At 71.5% G+C, this 17,450-nt stretch carries 14 protein-coding genes; 8 read left to right on the top strand and 6 right to left on the bottom strand.

The features are described from left to right. The first annotated feature begins 10 nt into the window (after window positions 1-10). The 3 genes from ACIBI5_RS04530 to ACIBI5_RS04520 all read left to right on the top strand — a co-directional run bounded on the left by ACIBI5_RS04530 (window position 11) and on the right by ACIBI5_RS04520 (window position 4,201). Entirely contained in the window at window positions 11-934 is a 924-nt protein-coding gene (locus ACIBI5_RS04530; protein ID WP_397243103.1) for a pseudouridine-5'-phosphate glycosidase, read from the top strand. Continuing rightward, window positions 934-1,872: a carbohydrate kinase family protein gene (locus ACIBI5_RS04525; RefSeq protein WP_397243101.1), complete on the top strand. Its 939-nt coding sequence runs from the start codon at window positions 934-936 to the stop codon at window positions 1,870-1,872. The genes ACIBI5_RS04530 and ACIBI5_RS04525 overlap by 1 nt, the downstream gene beginning before the upstream one ends. Window positions 1,873-1,936: 64 nt before the next feature. Then, entirely contained in the window at window positions 1,937-4,201 is a 2,265-nt protein-coding gene (locus tag ACIBI5_RS04520) for a hypothetical protein (protein WP_397243099.1), read from the top strand. On the opposite strand, the gene ACIBI5_RS04515 is transcribed toward ACIBI5_RS04520, so the two are convergent. The 6 genes from ACIBI5_RS04515 to ACIBI5_RS04490 form a co-directional block, all read right to left on the bottom strand. After that, window positions 4,190-7,057: an AAA family ATPase gene (locus tag ACIBI5_RS04515; RefSeq protein WP_397243097.1), complete on the bottom strand. Its 2,868-nt coding sequence runs from the start codon at window positions 7,055-7,057 to the stop codon at window positions 4,190-4,192. The genes ACIBI5_RS04520 and ACIBI5_RS04515 overlap by 12 nt on opposite strands. Before the next feature lie 35 nt (window positions 7,058-7,092). After that, window positions 7,093-7,527: a GNAT family N-acetyltransferase gene (locus ACIBI5_RS04510; protein WP_379613378.1), complete on the bottom strand. Its 435-nt coding sequence runs from the start codon at window positions 7,525-7,527 to the stop codon at window positions 7,093-7,095. Window positions 7,528-7,642: 115 nt separating this feature from the next. Further along, a complete protein-coding gene (locus ACIBI5_RS04505) occupies window positions 7,643-8,791 on the bottom strand; it encodes an acyl-CoA dehydrogenase family protein (protein ID WP_397243095.1) in 1,149 nt (382 codons plus the stop codon). Window positions 8,792-8,793: 2 nt separating this feature from the next. After that, on the bottom strand, window positions 8,794-9,714 hold the full coding sequence (locus ACIBI5_RS04500) for a hydroxymethylglutaryl-CoA lyase (protein ID WP_397243093.1): 921 nt from the start codon (window positions 9,712-9,714) through the stop codon (window positions 8,794-8,796). Further along, a complete protein-coding gene (locus ACIBI5_RS04495) occupies window positions 9,714-11,753 on the bottom strand; it encodes a biotin carboxylase N-terminal domain-containing protein (RefSeq protein WP_397243091.1) in 2,040 nt (679 codons plus the stop codon). The genes ACIBI5_RS04500 and ACIBI5_RS04495 overlap by 1 nt, the downstream gene beginning before the upstream one ends. Before the next feature lie 2 nt (window positions 11,754-11,755). Next, a complete protein-coding gene (locus ACIBI5_RS04490) occupies window positions 11,756-13,324 on the bottom strand; it encodes a carboxyl transferase domain-containing protein (protein ID WP_397243089.1) in 1,569 nt (522 codons plus the stop codon). A gap of 47 nt (window positions 13,325-13,371) precedes the next feature. On the opposite strand from ACIBI5_RS04490, the gene ACIBI5_RS04485 reads away from it, so the two are divergent. The 5 genes from ACIBI5_RS04485 to ACIBI5_RS04465 all read left to right on the top strand — a co-directional run bounded on the left by ACIBI5_RS04485 (window position 13,372) and on the right by ACIBI5_RS04465 (window position 17,361). Then, window positions 13,372-13,950: a TetR/AcrR family transcriptional regulator gene (locus tag ACIBI5_RS04485; RefSeq protein ID WP_397097295.1), complete on the top strand. Its 579-nt coding sequence runs from the start codon at window positions 13,372-13,374 to the stop codon at window positions 13,948-13,950. A 341-nt stretch (window positions 13,951-14,291) separates the two neighbouring features. Next, window positions 14,292-14,822 carry a PadR family transcriptional regulator gene (locus ACIBI5_RS04480; protein WP_397243087.1) on the top strand — a complete coding sequence of 177 codons (531 nt, stop codon included), beginning with the start codon at window positions 14,292-14,294 and terminating at the stop codon, window positions 14,820-14,822. After that, on the top strand, window positions 14,823-15,797 hold the full coding sequence (locus ACIBI5_RS04475) for an ATP-binding cassette domain-containing protein (RefSeq protein WP_379633391.1): 975 nt from the start codon (window positions 14,823-14,825) through the stop codon (window positions 15,795-15,797). Further along, window positions 15,794-16,648 (top strand): ABC transporter permease, encoded by an 855-nt coding sequence (locus tag ACIBI5_RS04470; RefSeq protein ID WP_397243085.1) that lies wholly within the window; start codon window positions 15,794-15,796, stop codon window positions 16,646-16,648. Before ACIBI5_RS04475 ends, ACIBI5_RS04470 begins: the two co-directional genes overlap by 4 nt. Before the next feature lie 101 nt (window positions 16,649-16,749). Continuing rightward, complete coding sequence (locus tag ACIBI5_RS04465) at window positions 16,750-17,361, top strand: hypothetical protein (RefSeq protein WP_397243083.1); 612 nt, start codon at window positions 16,750-16,752, stop codon at window positions 17,359-17,361. Window positions 17,362-17,450 lie beyond the last annotated feature (89 nt).

Here is a 17,450-nt window from a genome sequence, read left to right as displayed (position 1 = left end):
GTACCCGATCATGCGCACCACCGCCGACCTCATTCTCCAGCCCTCCGACGAGGTGTCCGCGGCCCTGGCCGGCGGTTCGCCCGTGGTCGCGCTGGAGTCCACGATCATCTCGCACGGCCTGCCCCAGCCCCGCAACCTGGAGGTGGCCAGGGAGCTGGAGGCGGTCGTCAGGGACGCGGGCGCGGTGCCGGCCACGATCGCGGTGCTGGACGGCATTGCCAAGATCGGCCTGAACGAGGTCGAGCTGGAGCGCATCGCCACCGAATCCGGGCTGCGCAAGCTCGGCCAGCGCGACCTGCCGGTGGCCGCCGCGCTCAAGGCCAGCGGCGCCACCACCGTCTCGGCCACCTCGTTCCTGGCCGCGCGCGCGGGCATCCGGATCTTCGCCACGGGCGGCCTGGGCGGCGTCCACCGCGGCTGGACCGTGGAGCAGGACGAGTCGGCCGACCTCGACACGCTGGCCCGCACCCGGATCACGATCGTGTGCGCGGGCGTGAAGTCCATCCTCGACGTGCCCTCGACGCTGCAGCGGCTGGAGACGCGCGGCGTCACCGTCGCCGGCTACCGCACCGACACCTTCCCCGGCTTCTATCTCCACACCTCCGGCGAGCCGATCGACTGGCGCATCGACGCCCCCGAGCAGGCCGCCGCCATCATGCGCGGCCAGGACGCCTTCGGCGGCCCCGAGACCGCGCTGATCGTGGCCAACCCGGTGCCCGAGGACCAGCAGCTCGACCCGGCCCTGCACGACCGCGTGCTGGGCGAGGCGCTGGCCGCCGCCGAACGCCAGGGCGTCACCGGCCAGGCGATCACCCCGTTCCTCCTCGACTATCTCGTGCGCGGCACCGGCGGCGCCTCCCTGGAGGCCAACCTCGCCGCCGTCCGCGGCAACGTCGCCCTCGCCTCCCGCATCGCCCTCGCCTGGGCCCAGTAATGGACGGCGGGACTGCCGAGGGCCTGCTCGTCATCGGCGACGTCGTCACCGACGTGGTGGCCGTGCACGGCACGCCGGTCGCCACCGGCACCGACACCGAGGCCGACATCGTGCTGCGCCCCGGCGGCTCGGGGGCGAACACCGCCTCCTGGGCCGCCCACCTGGGCGCGCCGACGGCCCTGCTGTCCCGCGTCGGCTACGACAGCAGCGAGTGGCACACGAACGAGCTGGTCAAGGCGGGTGTGCGCCCGCTGCTCTCCGTCGACTCCGACCACCCGACCGCGGTGGTCATCGCGATGGTCGACCGTACGGGTGAGCGGTCCATGCTCACCAACCGCGGCGCCGGCGGCCGGATCTCCCCCGCCGACTGGTCGCCGTCGATGCTGGACGGCATCCGCCATCTCCATCTGTCCGGATACACCTTTTTCGCGGACCAGGGGCTCCAACTTGCACGAAACGTGATGGCGGAGGCGGCCGGCCGCGGCGTCTCGATCAGCATCGACCCCGCCTCCACCGGACCGCTGCGCGCCTTCGGCGTCGAACGGTTCCTGCGCGAGAGCGCCCCCGCCTGCCTCGTCATCCCCAACCGCGACGAGGCCCTGCTCCTCACGGGCGCCACCGCGCCGGAACGCGCCGCGGAACTGCTCAGCCAGAGGTACGGCACCGCGGTCGTGAAACTCGGCCCCGGCGGCGCGATCGCGGCCATGGACGGGCGGATCGTGGCCGCGGCGGAGGCGCTGCCGAGCGAGGCGGTGGACTCGACGGGAGCCGGTGACGCGTTCGCCGCCGGGTATCTCACGGCGCGGCTTTCCGGGGCCGGAGAAGGGGCCGCGTTGCGGGCAGGATGCCGTGCGGGTGCCGATTGTGTGGCCCTAGTGGGGGGCCGTCCACGGTACGGTTTGCAGTTGAACCATCTTTACCCTATTCACACCGATTGATAGCTTTCCGCGTAGGCTGCACCACCAGCCACATGCATCACTCTGGGGAGGATACGGTCCGCCGATGGACGTCGAGTCATCGATCTGCCTGAGCGACCTGGTCCCTGCCCTGCGCTGGAGCCGTCCTCAGCAGGTAGCGGAGATCTTGGCCGATCCTCGGCTGCCGGCAGGGTGGTGGAGCTCGCTGGCGCTGTCCCGGGCACTCGGCGCGACGGGCCTCGACTGGGTGTGCGAGCGGCTCGCCCGCCTCGCCTCGGCTCGATGGGACCATCTGTCCCTCGCCGACGTCCTGCCCGCGCTGACCGTCCACCACGTGGACCCGACGCTGCCCGGCTGGCCGGAACCGACCCGCTCGGCGATCAACGGCCTGGGCGGGTGGCACCGGCTGCGCCGCCTGTGTCCAGGCGACCTGGCCACGCCCGGCACGCCGGGAGAAGCGGTGATCGGCTCGGTCTTCCGCGAGATCCTCGCCCAGATCCCGATCCAGACCGGCCCCCTCCCCACCCAGACCGGCCCTCTGCCGGTCCAGACCGCCCCCGGCGCCCCATCCCGGCCGGGCGCTTCCCAGCCGGGCACGCCACCATCCCACCCGGGAGCCGCGTCCCACCCGAGCACGGCACCGTCCCAGCCGGGCACCGTGCCCTCCCAGCCGGGCAGTGCGCCCTCCCAGCCGAACGCCCTGCCCACCCGCCCGGCACAGCCGGGCTCCGCGCCCACTCACTCGGGCGCCATGCCCGCACAGCCGGGCGCCGCACAGCCGGCCGCCGCACACCCGGGCACCGCCCAGCCGGGTGGCGCACAACCCGCTGGCGGTCAGCCCGGTGGCGGTCAGCCCGGTGGCGCGCCGTCCCACCCGGGTGCCGTACCCGGCGCTCCTTCTCGTGCCGGTGCGCCCGCGCAGGCCACGTCACCGCCCGCGCCCGCCGACGGCCCGACCCGCCCGGTCGGTAGCACGCAACCCTCCCCCGGAGCTCCATCGGTGCCAGGAGCGCCGGGAGGTACCGTGCCCGGCCGGGCACCAGCCGTCAGCCCCGGCCAGAACGCCGGGCTCCCGGGCCGGCCCGGCGCCGGACAGGGCGCCACGACCTCTGGGCAGGCAGCCCCCGGACAAGCGGCACCCGGCCAAACGGCCCCTGGCCAGAACGTCGCGGGCCAGAGCGGTGCCGGTCAGGCAGGCGCGCCCCCGGCCGGTCCCGGTGCTCCGGGCTCCTCCGGCGCGCTGCCCCAGCGCCTGCCCGGCGCCCCGCTGCCGAGCCCCACCCCGGAACCGTCGGACACCGACCACGCCATGGTCCGCGTGGTGGACGGGCTGTTCCGCGGCATGGACCGCCTCGAACTGGCCGTGGCCACCCACCGCCTGTTCGCCGAGGATCCGGTCAGCCTGCGCACGCTGGCCCACAAGATGCTCGTCGAGCGGGACGTCCTGTCCCAGGCCCAGCGCATGGCCGAGGAACGTGTCCTGCACTGGCTGCGCTCGTCGGAGTCCGCGCCGGTGACGGGCCACATGTTCCGCCTCACCGAGTGGCTCGGCGCCGCCGCCACGCAGGAGCAGCTGATCGGCGCCGACCCGGCCCACCCGGTGATCGTCCCCTCGCTGCGCAGCCCGCTGTGGCGCGTGCTGGTCACGCTCATGCCCGACCGCCGCCTGCAGGACGGCTGGCTCGTGGTCGGCGACCTGCACGGCCTGCAGAACCGCACCCGCCAGCTCCTGGCCACGGCCCCGAACGACGCCGACCGTCACGAACTGCTCGAACAGCTCGGCATCCGCCGCCACTCCGCGCAGGCGTGGCTGGACGCCCTGCCGCCGGAGTCACCCCGCGCCCCGGCCGCCCCGGCCGCGGAAGCGGCGCCGCAGCAGCCGCTGCCCCGCCGTACCCCCGGAGCGAACGGGCACCATCACCGGGGCGGCACGCCGATCCCGGCCGCGCCCGCGGGGAACATCGACCCGTCGGCGGCGCTCGCGACGCTGTCGGCGCTGTCGGGCGGACGCTCGCCGATGCTGGCCGGCACGCCCTCGACGCCGCCGCCCCCGCCGCCGAGCCCGACCTCGGATCCGCGCCGCTGGCAGCGCATCGAGGTCACACCCGAGCACCTGCGCGGCGGCCCGGTGCCGGTGCCGGAGGGGTACGCGGCCCAGCTGGGCATGCGGCCCGGCACGCTGCTGTCGGTCACCGGACCGGGCGACAACGCGATCGTGCTGGTCTGGCAGGGGCACCAGCCGGTGTTCGACTCGCTGCAGCCGGTGCTCATGCGGCTCAACGCGCGCCCCGGCGACCAGGTCTACGTGACCGTCGACGGCTACCGGCTGGAGGCCCAGCTAACCGGCTGAGCCGTCGAACAGCCCCGTGCGGTGCGCGGTGGCGGCCGCCTCCCCGCGGGAGGAGACGCCCAGTTTGCCCAGAATGTTCGAGACGTGCACGCTGACGGTCTTGACCGAGATGAACAGCTCGCCGCCGATCTCCCGGTTGCTCTTGCCGTCGGTGAGCAGCCGCAGTACCTCCAGCTCTCGCGCGGTCAGCCCGAACTGCGGCCCCTGCGGCTCCGGCTCGTCGGCCACCGCGATGCGCGCCCGCCGCGCGAACGCGTCGAGCTCCTCCAGCAGCGTCCGCGCGCCCAGCCGCTCGGCCCGCTCACGCGCCCTGGTCAGCCGCTCGGCCGCGTCCTTGCGCGCGCCCGCCGCGTGCGCGGCCCTGGCCGCTCCCGCCAAAGCCCTGGCCTCCTGGTACGGCTGCCGCAACCCGGCCCACGCCTCGGCGGCCGCGTCCCAGGCGACCAGATCGCCGGCCGCCCCCGCGATCGCGTTGAACGTCAGCCGCTCCGCCTCCTGCAGCACGCCCTCGGCCGTCATCCACTGCGCCTGCGCCTTGGCCTCCTCCAGCGCCGCGCCGCCCAGGATCGCGCACGGGATGAGCACCGGCCAGGCGTAGCGGGGGCTGGCGGCCAGATCCTGCTCGCGCAGCACGCGCATGGCCGCCTCCACCGCCTCCTCCGTCCGCCCCCGAGCGATGTGCAGGTCGATCTCGCGGGCGGCGACGGGCAGCATGTGCTGGTCGCGGTAGATGGTGCGCTTGATCACGCTCTGCTGGGCCGCGAACATCGCCTCGGCCTTGTCGAGGTCGCCGCGCCACAACGCGATGTCGCCGACGAACCCCTGCAGGCTCGCCCGGTACGGCGCGGGCGGCGCCAGATCCAGCGCGTGCTCGATCACTTCCAGCGCCTCGTCCCAGCGGCCCAGCGAGACCAGCGGCTCGGCCAGGTTGATCGCCAGGAACGTGCCCGAGGTGCGCGCGAGGCCGTACTCCTCGGCGTCGGCGATGCCGCGGCGGGCCACCTTGACCGCCTCCTCGTGCCAGCCGGCGCCCTCCAGCCGGTCGGACTCGGAGATCGCGGTGCGCATCAGCGCGTTGTAGGCCTTGTCGCCCATGGCGATCTCGCGGGCCTCGGCGAACTTCACCAGCCCCGCCTCCACGTCGCCGAACCTGAACCGGCCCCACGCCAGGGTCGTCAGCCCGTGCGCCTCGGTCGCGCCGTCGCCGACGGCACGGGCGATGCGCACCGCCTCCTCGGCATAGGCGATCTTGTCCGGCCACATCTCGCGGGTGTTGCACATGCGCGCCAGCGACTCGGCGATCTGGGCGCGCAGCTTGGTGGGCGGCTCGGCGGGGACCAGCTTCGCCGCCGCCTGCAGGTCCTCCAGGTTGCCCTTGCGGCCCAGGTCGTAGCGGAGCAGCCCGCGCAACCTGAGCAGCAGCGCGGTGCGCACCGGGTCGGTGACCGGGTCGACCTCCTCCAGCGCGGCACTGGCCAGCGAGATGCCGCGGTCGAACTCCCCGGCGTTGAAGGCCACCGCGGCGGCGGCACGCAGGACCTGCACGCGGTCGGCGCCGATGCGTTCCGCGGCGTCGGGGACCTTCGACCACAGTTCGAGCACGCGCGACAGCATCCGCAGCTGCTCGTCGTAGGCGGCCGACTTGCGCGCGGCGGCCGCCGCCTTCCAGGCGCTGACCAGCCCCCACAGCGCGTCGTGCGCCGCGTGCCAGTGGTGGGCCAGCTCGATGGCGCCGCGCGGGGCGGGCAGGATCGCCAGGTCGCGTTCGAGCGCCTCGGCGAAGCGGGTGTGCAGCCGGGAGTGCTCGCCGGGCAGCAGGTCGTCGTGGAGCGCCTCGCGGATCAGCGCGTGGCGGAAGGCGTAGCCCTCGCCGTCCACCACCAGCACGTTGCCGGCGACGGCGGGCCGCAGGGAGCGCGAGAGCTCGCCGTCGTCGAGCCCGGTCACCGCGAGCAACAGGTCGTGCTCGATGCGCTGGCCGCCGGCGCTGGCCACCCGCATGAGCTCCTGCGTCTCCTCCGGCAGCCGTTCGACGCTGGCCAGCAGCAGGTCGCGCAGCGACTCCGGCAGGCTGTCACCGCCGCCGCCCTCGCTCAGCAGCGCCTCCACGAACAGCGGGTTGCCCTCGCTGCGGGCGTAGATCTCGTCGATGGCGACGGGCGACGGCTCGTGTTCGAGGATGCTGGCCGCCTGGGCGACGACCTGCTTGCGGGTCAGGCGGCCGAGTTCGATCCTGGTCACCCAGTCGACGCGGCCCAGCTCGGCCAGCAGGGGGCGTAGCGGATGGGTGCGGTGCAGTTCATCGGTGCGGTAGGTCACGACGATGAGCAGCGGCACGTCGGTGCGCTGGTAGCGCACGAGGAACGAGAGAAGGTCACGGGTGGAGCGGTCGGCCCAGTGGGCGTCCTCGATCACCATGAGCACCGGCCGCTGCTCCGCCAGGTGCTCCAGCAGGCCGAGCACCAGCTCGAACAGCCGGGCGCGCGCCTCGGCGCCGTCGCCGTCCGGCTCGCCGAAGTCGGGCAGCAGGCGGGCCAGGCCGCGCGTGTTGCCGCCGGGCACCAGCGCGGACATGCCGTCGTGCCCGATGTCGCGCAGCAGCCGCCGCAGCACCGCGGTGAACGGCGCGAACGGCAGGCCGTCCGTGCCCAGCTCCAGGCAGTGACCGACGAGCTGGCGGGCGTCGCCGATCCGCTCGGCGAACTCCTTGATCAGGCGGGTCTTGCCGACGCCCGCCTCGCCGCCGACCAGCACGGTCGAGGCCGATCCGGACCGGGCGCGGGCCAGCGCACGACCGAGCGCGCCGAGTTCACTCGCGCGCCCGACGAACCGGGGGCTCACCGTATGGATGCTCACGCCCCATAGGATGCCACCTGACTAGGACAGAACGGTCACCTAAGAACCTTGCGGAAGAACGTCGCCGACTCCTCGTAGCCCAGAGCGGAGTAGAACTCGGGCGCCCGGCGGGTCGCCATGGCCACGTACCCCGCCTCGCGCTCGCGCGCCCAGCGCTCGAAATCCTCCAGCAGCGAGCGCCCGATGCCCTGGCGGCGCGAGCCGGTCTGCACCATGGCCTCCTCGACCCAGGCCACGGGTCCGTTCGCGAAGAGCGTCAAATGCACGAAGCCGAGCAGGTATCCGGTGACCCGCCCGCCGGCCACCGCCGCCAGGAGCAGCGCGTCCTCGTTGCGCAGCAACTGCGGCAGGGCCACGTCGAACGCCTCGCGCTCCGGGCGGAACGTCATCCCGAACTCGCGGGCCAGCGCGAAGATCTCGTCCGCGTCGCCCTTCTCGGCCCGCCTGATTACAAGATCGTCAGATGTCACCCTGCGCACCCTACTTCACCGATGCCGATTTATAGCTCTGCAACCGGACAATCACGAATTGTGGTCAAGGCAGGGAGAATAGCGAACGCAGGGTGCTCTACACCACCACCCAGCGTCATAGATCGGAGAGGCCGAGCTGGCGGGCGATCAGCATGCGCTGAACCTCGCTGGTGCCCTCTCCGATCTCCAGGATCTTGGCGTCGCGGTAGAAGCGGCCGACCGGGAACTCGTTCATGAAGCCGTAGCCGCCGAAGATCTGGGTGGCCTCGCGGGAGTTGTCCATGGCGGCGTTGGAGGAGACGAGCTTGGCGATCGCCGCCTCCTTCTTGAACGGCTGGCCGGCCAGCATCTTCTCCGCCGCGTGGTAGTAGGCCAGGCGGGAGGTGTGGGTCCGCGCCTCCATGTCGGCGATCTTGAACTGGATCGCCTGGTAGTGGCCGATCGGGTGGCCGAAGGCCTGGCGTTCGCGTACGTAGCGCAGGCACTCGTCCACGCAGCCCTGGGCCAGGCCGACGCTGAGGGCGGCGATGGCGATGCGGCCCTCGTCGAGCGTCTGCAGGAACTGCGCGTAGCCCCGGCCCCGCTCGCCCAGGAGGTTCTCCGCCGGGACCCGGCAGTCGGTGAAGGACAGCTCACGGGTGTCGGAGGCGTTCCAGCCGACCTTGGAGTACTTCTTCGAGACGGTGAAGCCGGGGGTACCCGCCGGGACCAAGATGGTGGAGATTTCCTTCTTGCCGTCGCGCTCCCCGGTGATGGCGGCGACGCCGACGACGCCGGTGATGTCGGTGCCCGAGTTCGTGATGAACGCCTTGGTCCCGTTGATCACCCACTCGCCGCCGTCCAGGACGGCGGTGGTCCGCATGCCGCCCGGCACGTCGGAGCCGCCGCCGGGCTCGGTGAGACCGAACGCGCCCAGCATCTCCCCGCTGGCCAGCCTGGGCAGCCAGGTGGCCTTCTGCTCGGCCGTGCCGAAGCGGTAGATCGGCATCGCGCCCAGCGAGACCGCGGCCTCCAGCGTGATCGACACGCTGGAGTCCACCCGCGCCAGCTCCTCCAGGGCCAGGCACAGCGCGAAGTAGTCGCCGCCCATGCCGCCGTGCTCCTCCGGCAGCGGCAGCCCGAACAGGCCCATCGCGCCCATCTGCCGGACGATGTCGTAGGGGAACTCCTCGCGCTCGTAGTAGTCGCCGATCACCGGCGCCACGACCTCGCGGGCGAACGCCTCGACGGTCTTACGCAGCTCGGAGTACTCGTCGTTGAGCATGGCTAGTCCTTTTGGGAGAGGGCCGTCTGGGAGAGGGCTTGGACGACGCGGGATGGGCTCGGCCGGCCCAGCCGCTCGGCGAGCCAGACGCTTGTGGCGACCAGCTCGTCCAGGTTGAGCCCGGTCTCGATGCCGAGACCGTTGAGCATCCAGACCAGGTCCTCGGTGGCGAGGTTGCCGGTGGCCGAGCCGGCGAACGGGCAGCCGCCGATGCCGCCGGTCGAGGCGTCGACCACGGTGACGCCCGCCTTCAGCGCGGCCATCGTGTTGGCCAGGGCCTGGCCGTAGGTGTCGTGGAAGTGGACGGCCAGCCGTTCGGGCGAGCCGAACGCCTCGACCAGCGCGGTGGCGTGGCCGGGGGTGCCGACGCCGATGGTGTCGCCCAGCGACAGCTCGAAGCAGCCGAGGTCGAGCAGCCGCGTGCCGACGCCCACGACCTGCTCGATCGGGGTCGGGCCCTCCCACGGGTCGCCGAAGACCATGGAGACGTACGCCCGCACCCTGAGCCCGTGCTCCAGCGCCCCGGCGATCACCGGCTCGAACATCTCGAACTGCGACTCCAGGCCGCGGTTGAGGTTACGGTTGGCGAAGGTCTCGGTGGCGCTGGCGAAGACGGCGATCTCCTCGACGCCGCTCTCCAGCGCCCGGTCGAGCCCCTTGAGGTTCGGCACCAGCACCGGATAGCGGATGCCGGGCCCGCGTTCGAGCATGGCCAGCAGCTCACCGGAGTCGGCCAGCTGGGGCACCCACGTGGGGTGGACGAAGCTGGTCGTCTCGATCACCGTGTGCCCGGCGGCGGCGAGGCGGCCGATGAACTCGGCCTTCACCTCGACGGGGACGACCGCCTTCTCGTTCTGCAGGCCGTCGCGGGGGCCGACCTCGTAGACCGTGACCCGCTCCGGCAGGCCGTCGAGCTTGTGCATCACGCCTCCACCACGGCGAGGACCGCGTCCATGTCCACGGACTGGCCCGCCCGTACCGGGAGCTCGCGCACCACGCCGTCCACGGGCGCGGTGACGGTGTGCTCCATCTTCATCGCCTCCACGACGACCAGCGGCTGGTCCTTGGTGACCTCGTCGCCGACGGCCGCCTTGACCAGCAGGACCGTGCCCGGCATCGGGCTGCGCACGACGCCGTCGCCGCCGCCCGCCGCGCCCGGACGATCGCCGGGGTCGCCGATGCGGTGCCTGGTCAGCGCCCACGCGCCGCCGTCGCGCCCGATCCACACGGTCTCGCCGTCGCGCGCGAACGTGTAGGAGGCGACCCGCCCGCCGAGCGTCAGCGCGGCCCTCTCCCCCGCGACCCGCACCTTCGCCGGTACGGCTGGCAACCACACGACCGCTCCGGGCACACCTTCTTCGGGCGCACCTTCGGTTCGCGCGGCTTCCTGTCGGACGGCGTCTTTCGGCACGGCTTCGCGTTCGGCCGGTGGCTGCCCGGCGGCGGCGCCGGGCAGCCGGATCTCCGCGGCGGTGGGCAGGCCGCGTACGGCCACCTCGCGCACGCCCTCGCGGGACTCCAGCCGCAGCGTCGTCCAGGCCCGCTCGCCCACCCGCCAGCCGTCGGCCACGTCCCAAGGGTCGCGCCCGGCCGGAGCGTCGTGGAAGATCAGCGCCGCCACGGCCAGCACGTCCGCCGGGGTCGCGGCGGACAGGTCAAGGCCGGGCAGGACGCGTTCCACCAGCCCGGTGTCCAGCTCGCCGGCCACCACCTCCGGCCGCGTCACCAGCGCCCGCAGGAACGGGATGTTGGTCGTCACGCCCAGCACCGTCGTGCGCCCGAGCGCCCGGTCGAGCGCCCTGAGCGCCTCCTCACGCGTGGGCGCCCAGGCGACGACCTTGGAGAGCATCGGGTCGAAGTCGCTGCCGACCACGGTGCCCGCCGCCAGCGAGGAGTCGACCCGCACGCCGGAGGGCTCCGCCAGCGCGAGAACCCGGCCGCCGGTGGGCAGGAAGCCCCTGGCCGGGTCCTCGGCGTACACGCGGGCCTCGACGGCGTGGCCGCGCAGCCGTACCTCGGACTGAGTGAACGTCAGGGGCTCGCCCGCGGCCACCCGCAGCTGGAGCTCCACGAGGTCCACGTCCGTGACCAGCTCGGTGACGGGGTGTTCGACCTGGAGGCGGGTGTTCATCTCCATGAAGTGGTAGTCGCCGGTGGTGCCGTCGACGATGAACTCGACCGTGCCGGCGCCGGTGTAGCCGACCGAGCGGGCCGCCTCGACCGCCGCCGCGCCCATGGCGGCGCGCGTCTCCGGGGTGACGAAGGGCGAGGGCGCCTCTTCGATGATCTTCTGGTGCCTGCGCTGGAGGCTGCACTCGCGCTCGCCCAGGTGCACGACGGCGCCGTGGGTGTCGGCCAGCACCTGGATCTCGATGTGCCTCGGGTTCTCGATGAAGCGCTCGATGAGCAGGGTGCCGTCGCCGAAGGCGTTCACCGCGGTGCGGCGCGCCGACTCCAGCGCCTCGGGCAGTTCCCCGGCCGCGCGGACGAGCACCATGCCCTTGCCGCCGCCGCCGGCCGATGGCTTGATCAGCGCGGGGAAGACGTTCCAGGCGCGCAGGTCGTCGGCGGGCTCGGCGCCGCCCGGCACCACGGGCACTCCGGCCGCGGCGACCGTGGCCTTGGCGCGGATCTTGTCGCCCATGGCCTCGATGGCCTCGGCGGGCGGGCCGATGAAGACCAGCCCCTCCTTCGCGCAGAGCCGGGCGAACTGCGGGTTCTCCGCGAGAAACCCATAGCCCGGGTGTACGGCTTGCGCGCCGGCGTCGCGGGCGGCGGCCACGATGGCTCCCATGTCCAGATATTTCGGGACCTGGAGGGCGTGGTCCGCCTCGCGGACGTGCAGGGCGCCGGCGTCGGCCTCGGTGTAGACGGCGACGCTCGTGACGCCCATCGTGCGCAAGGTCCGGATGATCCGGACGGCGATCTCGCCGCGGTTGGCGATCAGAACGGTGGAGAACATCGTCACATCCTGAAGACGCCATAGCCGATGGGTTCCAGCGGCGCGTTGGCCGCCGCCGACAGTGCCAGCCCCAGGACGGTGCGGGTGTCGGCCGGGTCGATCACGCCGTCGTCCCAGAGCCTGGCGGTGGAGTAGTAGGGGTTGCCCTGGTCCTCGTACTGGGCGCGGATGGCGTCGGCGTCGGCGTTGCCCACGGTCGTGAGCACGTTGGCCGCCTGCTCGCCGCCCATGACCGAGATGCGGGCGTTGGGCCACATCCACAGGAACCGCGGCGAGTACGCCCGCCCCGCCATCGCGTAGTTCCCGGCGCCGAAAGAGCCGCCGATGATCACCGTCAGCTTCGGCACCCGCGCGCACGAGACCGCGGTGACCATCTTGGCCCCGTGCTTGGCGATGCCGCCCGCCTCGTAGGCCTTGCCGACCATGAACCCGCTGATGTTCTGCAGGAACACCAGCGGCACCTGGCGCCGGTCGCACAACTCGATGAAGTGGGCGCCCTTGAGCGCCGACTCGGCGAACAGGATGCCGTTGTTGGCGATGATCCCGACCGGGTGCCCGTGGATGTGGGCGAAGCCGGTGACCAGCGTGTGCCCGTACTCGGCCTTGAACTCCTGGAAGCGCGAGCCGTCCACGACCCGCCCGATGACCTCGCGCACGTCGTACGGCTGCCGCGTGTCCGCCGGCACGATGCCGTAGAGGTCGCGCGGGTCGAGCAGCGGCTCCTCCGGCTCGGCGCTCGCCCAGGGGCGGGGCGGCCGGGGGGCCAGCGTGGCGACGATGTCCCTGACGATGGCCAGCGCGTGGGCGTCGTCCTCGGCCAGATGGTCGGTGACGCCGCTGATCCGGGCGTGCAGGTCGCCGCCGCCCAGTTCCTCCGCGGTGACCTCCTCGCCGGTGGCCGCCTTGACCAGCGGCGGGCCGCCCAGGAAGATCGTGCCCTGGTTGCGGACGATGACCGCCTCGTCGCTCATGGCCGGGACGTAGGCGCCGCCGGCCGTACAGGATCCGAGGACGGCGGCGATCTGCGGGATGCCGCGCGCGGACATCGTGGCCTGGTTGTAGAAGATGCGGCCGAAGTGTTCGCGGTCGGGGAAGACCTCGTCCTGTCTGGGGAGGAAGGCGCCGCCGGAGTCGACGAGGTAGACACAGGGGAGGTTGTTGTGGAGCGCCACCTCCTGGGCGCGCAGGTGCTTCTTGACCGTCATCGGGTAGTACGTGCCGCCCTTGACCGTCGCGTCGTTGGCGACGATCACACATTCGCGGCCCGAGACCCGGCCGATGCCGGTGATGATGCCCGCGGCGGGCGCCTGATCGTCGTAGAGTCCGTTGGCCGCAAGCGGCGACAGCTCCAGGAAGCGCGAACCCGGGTCGAGCAGCCCGTCCACGCGGTCGCGCGGCAGCAGTTTGCCGCGCTCCACATGGCGTTGCCGCGAGCGCTCCGGCCCGCCGAGCGCCGCGCGGGCGAGCCTGTCGCGCAACTCGGCGGCGAGCCGCTCGTTGAGGTCGGCGTTGGCTTTGAAAGCCTCGCCCCCGAGGTCGGCGACCGTTTTCAGCACCGGCCAGTGAGTCATGCTGGAAAGGTTAGTCATCATTAACGTCTATGTCTAGAATGTGAGACATGAGCACTCCTACCCGCAGCCGAGGGGCCAGACGCGCCGAGATCCTCGACGCCGCCGCCCGGCTCTTCGCCGAACGCGGTTTCCACGGGGTCTCGATCGAGGAGCTCGGGGCCGCGGTGGGAGTGTCGGGCCCCGCCCTCTACAAGCACTTCAGCGGCAAGGAGGCGTTGCTGGCCGAGATGCTGCTGGGCATCAGCTCCCGGCTGCACAGCGGGGCCGGCGACCTGGTCACCGCCGCCGGGACGCCGGAGGAGGCGCTGTCCGCGCTGCTGCGTGGGCACATCGCGTTCTCGCTGCGGGAGCCGTACCTGATCACCGTGCACGACCGGGAGCTGGGCAACGTGCCCGAGCCGCAGCGGCGGCAGATCCGCCGCCTGCAGCGGCTGTACGTGGAGGAATGGGTCACCGTCCTGACCGAACTGCGGCCCGGCCGCCCAGCCGCCCGGCTGCGCGCCGCCACGCACGCCGTCTTCGGCCTGCTCAACTCCACCCCGCACAGCGCCGGCGACCTCCCCGCCGACGACACCGCCACCCTGCTGTACGAGCTCGCCCACACCGCCCTGGTTAACATCCCCTAACCAGGCGAGCACCTCCGGACCGCACACCTCGTCTCCCTCGCACGCCCGGCGGCGGGCCCTCTGCCCGCCTCGCGCTGGAGATCGCCTTCCCCCAGAGCCTTGCCCTGGGCCGCGGCCGCCTCTCGATCGCGGCGCGCGGTCCGCGTGTGGTTGTCGTGCTCCCTTCCACCCAGGCGCCTCGCCCTGGGTTCCGGCCGCCATGCGGCGCCTCTCGCTGCCCACGCGCGGTCCTTGCGTGGTCGCCGTGCTGCCCTGGGTCACCGATGGTCCGTTAATTGCTTGCGACTGCCAATTATCTAGATATATCTTTGAAGCATCTAGATAGTAGAAGGGTGATCATCGTGCAGGAATCCGATGACTGGCCCGAGGCGTTCGCTCCCTTGGGCACCCCGTTCCACGCGACGGGCCCGCCGATCCCCGTGACGGCCCCGCGAGTACGGCGGGGCGACGTGCGGGCGGCGTTGCTGGTGCTGATCCACGAGGGGCCGCGCAACGGCTACCAGATGATCCAGGACATCGCCGAGCGCAGCCGCGGCGTCTGGCGGCCGAGTCCCGGGTCGGTCTATCCGGCGCTCCAGCAGCTTGAGGACGAGGGCCTGGTCAGCGGTGGCGAGTCCGGCGGCAGCCGTACCTTCCAGCTCACCGAGCAGGGGCGTGAGCAGGCGGAACGGCTGGCGACGGGGAGCGCGCCGTGGGACGAGGTCGCACGCACGGTCCCCGAGGACCGGCACGAACTGCGGCTTCTGTGGGGGGCGCTTGGCGAGGCGTTCGTCCACCTGACCCACACGGCCAACGACCGGCAGGTCGCCGAGGCCAAGAAGCTGCTCCGGCAGACGCGCAAGTCTGTGTTCCAGATTCTGGCGGAGGATTAGATGACGTTAACTCCGGCGGTAGCCGTACAAGATCTGAAAAAGACCTACGGAAAGGTCGAAGCGGTCAAAGGCGTCAGCTTCGAGGTCCGGCCGGGAGAGGTGTTCGGCTTCCTCGGCCCGAACGGCGCCGGCAAGACCACGACCATCAGCATGCTCTGCACGCTGGTCAACCCCACCGGCGGCAGCGCCAGCGTCGCCGGCCACGACGTGGTCGGCGCCCGCGACGAGGTGCGGCGCAACATCGGACTGGTGTTCCAGGACCCGACCCTCGACGGGTACCTGTCCGCGGAGCAGAACCTCCGCTTCCATGCCGAACTGTACGGCGTGCCGCGCCACATCGTCGGCGACCGGATCCGCCAGGTCATGGAGATGGTGGCGCTCTGGGACCGCAAGGACGCCAAGGTCATGACGTTCTCCGGCGGCATGAAACGGCGCCTGGAGATCGCCCGCGGCCTGCTCCACTCGCCCAGGGTGCTGTTCCTGGACGAGCCCACGGTCGGCCTCGACCCGCAGACCAGGGCCGCCATCTGGGGCTACATCAACAAGCTGCGCCTGAGTGAGGACATCACGATCTTCATGACGACGCACTACATGGAAGAAGCCGAGTACTGCGACCGCATCGCCATCATCGACCACGGCGAGATCGTCGTCGTGGACTCCCCCGAGGCGCTCAAGGCCAGCGTCGGCAAGGACCGCGTGCAGATCCACACCGGCGATGACGAACGTGCCATCACCGCGCTGCGCGAGCGGTTCGGGCTCGAGGCGACGGTGCACGAGGGGGCGGTGACGTTCGCGGTCGCCTCGGGCGAGGAGTTCGTGCCCCGCCTCTTCGCCGAACTCGGTCAGCCGATCAGGTCGGTGAGCGTGTCGCGGCCCTCGCTCGACGACGTCTTCATGTCCTACACCGGCTCCACCATCAGGGACGCCGAAGCCGACGACAAGAACGCCTGGATGAGAGCGATGGTGCGCCGATGACCACCGAAACCATCTCGGTCGTGGTTCCGGCCCGCAGCGCCGGGCACGACCTGCGCGCGGTCAAAGTGGTGCTCCACCGCGAGATGCTGCGCTTCCTCAGCGACCGGACGCGGATGTTGTCCATGCTCTTCCAGCCGGTGCTGTGGCTGTTCATCATGGGCACCGGGCTGGGGTCACTGGTGCAGGGCAGCATCCCCGGCGTCGACTATCGCACCTTCATGTATCCCGGGATGATCTCGATGACGGTCATCATGACCGGGATGTTCTCGGCCGGGTCGATCGTGTGGGACCGGGAGTTCGGCTTCCTGCGCGAGATGCTGGTCGCGCCGGTCTCCCGGGGCGCCATCGTGCTCGGGAAGTGCCTCGGCGGCGCCATCGTGGCCACCGCGCAGGGCGTCGTGATCCTCGCGATGGCGGGACTGGTGGGCGTGCCGTACTCCGGGACGCTGATGCTGACCTTGCTGGCCGAGATGTTCCTCGCGGCGTTCACGATCACCGCGTTCGGGGTGATGCTGGCGGCACGGATGAAGAACATGCAGACGTTCTTCGGGCTGATGCAGATGGCCATCATGCCGATGATGTTCCTGTCCGGGGCGATGTTCCCGCTGGCCAACCTGCCGTCGTGGCTGCACGTCCTGACCGTGGTCAACCCGATGACGTACGCGGTGGACCCGATGCGGCAGGCCGTCTTCTCCCACCTTTCCGTGCCGCCGGAGGTGAACGCGATGCTGAACCCGGGCGTGCAGTGGTTCGGGTGGCAGGTGCCGGTCCTCCTGGAGATCGGCGTCGTCGCCGGGCTGGGGGCGGCGTTGCTGGGGGTGGGGATCATCCAGTTCCGGCGGGCCGACTGAGCGTCCATGCCGATTCGATATAACGCACCGCGTTCTGTCGGTGACGGAAGGTATCTTTCCCGATGGCATCTTCGCCCCCCTCCCTTTCGAAGGAGACGCCTGTGCATGTCAGCGAGATCGACCTTCCGCTTCTGGAGCGGCGTGTCACTGTACTGGAAGAAGCTATATTCAGCGGCGTGCCTATGCTGAGCATCGCCGACCGGTTCGACGCGCTGCACACGCGCATCGACGAGACCAGCCGCAACATCATCGAGAAGATGGAAGAGCGGTTCGACGCGGTCGACCTCAGGTTCGACGGCATCGACCAGCGGCTCGACGCCATGGACCTCAGATTCGACGGCATCGATCAACGACTCGACGCGATAGACCTGCGGTTCGACGGCATCGACCAGCGGCTCGACGCCATGGACCTCAGATTCGACGGCATCGATCAACGACTCGACGCGATAGACCTGCGGTTCGACGGCATCGACCAGCGGCTCGACGCCATGGACCTCAGATTCGACGGCATCGACCGACGGCTCGACGCCATGGACCTGCGGTTCGACGCCATCGACCAGCGGTTCGACACACTGGAAGCAAGCATCAACGAGCGGTTCGAGAAGGTTGACCAGCGGTTCGAGCAGATGGAAGACCGGATGACTCGGGTAGAGGGTCAGCTGGTCGATATCAAGGCCATGCTGATCAGCCTGGGTGCCAAGAACCCCAACTAGCCCGATTCCCTGATGTCCCGGGCTCGACGGTGGGCCCGGGGCGCCGGGGGTCCTCCGAATGGGGGATGCCGGGTGGCGGGGTGGGGGAT

Origin of the sequence: Nonomuraea sp. NPDC050540 (assembly GCF_044457485.1) — a bacterium.
Lineage (GTDB): Bacteria > Actinomycetota > Actinomycetes > Streptosporangiales > Streptosporangiaceae > Nonomuraea.
Note: the sequence above shows the minus strand (reverse complement) of the source record. Positions and strands in the feature narration are given on the sequence as shown.